This window comes from Rosenbergiella australiborealis, assembly GCF_018494035.1.
In the GTDB taxonomy this organism is placed as follows: domain Bacteria; phylum Pseudomonadota; class Gammaproteobacteria; order Enterobacterales; family Enterobacteriaceae; genus Rosenbergiella; species Rosenbergiella australiborealis.
This window is the reverse complement of record NZ_JABBFO010000031.1, coordinates 1-1,622: the sequence shown is the minus strand read 5'-3', so window position 1 is coordinate 1,622 and position 1,622 is coordinate 1. Positions and strand designations below refer to the sequence as shown.

At 44.3% G+C, this 1,622-nt stretch carries 4 protein-coding genes; 3 read left to right on the top strand and 1 reads right to left on the bottom strand.

Translation table 11 applies throughout. The features are described from left to right. The first annotated feature begins 35 nt into the window (after positions 1-35). On the top strand, positions 36-272 hold the full coding sequence (locus HGT73_RS14550) for an HNH/ENDO VII family nuclease (protein ID WP_214215974.1): 237 nt from the start codon (positions 36-38) through the stop codon (positions 270-272). Positions 273-280: 8 nt separating this feature from the next. After that, positions 281-700 (top strand): SMI1/KNR4 family protein, encoded by a 420-nt coding sequence (locus HGT73_RS14545; RefSeq protein WP_214215973.1) that lies wholly within the window; start codon positions 281-283, stop codon positions 698-700. 43 nt (positions 701-743) lie between these two features. Here HGT73_RS14545 and HGT73_RS14540 read toward each other — a convergent pair whose 3' ends face one another. Further along, entirely contained in the window at positions 744-896 is a 153-nt protein-coding gene (locus HGT73_RS14540) for a SymE family type I addiction module toxin (RefSeq protein ID WP_214215972.1), read from the bottom strand. Positions 897-1,063: 167 nt separating this feature from the next. Here HGT73_RS14540 and HGT73_RS14535 point away from each other — a divergent pair. Next, the coding region (locus HGT73_RS14535) for a hemagglutinin repeat-containing protein (protein WP_214215971.1) at positions 1,064-1,622 on the top strand (559 nt) is incomplete at its 3' end.

Genomic DNA, 1,622 nt, shown 5'->3' with positions numbered 1-1,622 from the left:
GGCTTCACACCAATGCAGCATATTCAACGTATTAACTGATTCTACTTATCGCCTCCGTTAAAAATGGGGGGATTACCGGGAAACCTGTTAACTTACATCATATGCTACAAAAACAGAATGGCCCGATAGCAGAAGTAACTCAGAGTTTTCATAAAGATAATCACAGTATTATCCATATTAATGATAATAGTGTGCCTTCAGGGATTAGTCGTCCGGAATTTAATAAATGGCGATCTGATTACTGGAAACAAAGAGCTAATGACTTTAAATAGGATGAATTATGAAAGATAACTTAGATAATGTTATTAGTGAGTTAGTTAGATTATCTGACAATGAAAGAAATAACTTACCATTGCCGGATGATAATTTAATTACTCAATATGAGAAAGATACTGGTTTTACATTTTCCGCTGACTATCGAAAAGTTCTTAAGGAAGCAGGAAATGTATTTTATGGAACTATAGAATTATTATCTCTATCGAAAGATAAAAAATACTATGGTGAATTAATTTCAGCTTTAGTTGATGCAAGAGAACAAGGCTTGCCTGAGTCTTGGCTACCAATATGTGAAGATAATGGTAGTTATTATTGCATTGATCCTGAAGGAGTAGTCAGGTACTGGACAACCGATGGTTACAGTAACGATCAATGGACTGATCTAGCAAGTTGGATAAAAGAAGTATGGATAGAAGGTAATTAATAATGAATCCCAGCCCTTGAGGCTGGGATTTTTTACCCACCAATCACTCCCCAACCAACCGAATAACCAACTCTCCCTGCTGATAACGCACTTCAACCTTCCTGCCTGTCTCAAAGCCAAGCTCCCCCATCCAGTGCCCCTTAAGAATAATCGATGGTGAAGGTTGATGCTTAATGTGATCCCGGACATATCCCACGGTATAATGCCTTGATTGAGTTGTGGGTGTGCCTGTCTCTGGCTTATGAGTTGTATTAGCCTTAATCAACTCCTTGATAATTTCCCATGTGTGGCATCAATAAAATGGTTTACACGACTAAACTCGCCAATGACCCACATACTAAGCAGCCAACATCACAATAGGCGATGGGGGTTAACCTCTCCTACGGCAACCAACGCACCGCGCAGGATATCCTGCTGCACTCTAGCCAAGACAATGAAACCCTGAGTGGTAAAAACAGCAGTCATGGCGGGTCATTGGGGGTAGGGATTGGGGCCAGCGGTAACAGCGCGGGCATTAGCATCTCTACCAGCGTCAATGCCAGCAAAGGCAAGGAGAACGGCAGTTCTCTGGCTCATCAAGAGACAACGCTCGACAGCGGCGGTGTAGTAACCTTACACAGTGGTCGCGATACCACCCTAACCGGCGCACAGGTCAATGGCGAACGGATAGCGGCACAGGTTGGGCGCAACTTAACGCTAACCTCTGAGCAAGACAGCAACCGCTACGACTCCAAACAACAAAGCGCCAGCGCGGGTGAAAGCTGTACCTTTAGCACCATGAGCCCTTCAGGGAGCGTCAATCTCGCGCGCGATAAGATGGACAGCACTTATCGATCGGTGCAAGCGCAGACGGGGATCTTTGCAGGGCAAGGGGGATTCACGATTGATGTGGGTAAGCATACGCAATTAAACGGTGCCGTTA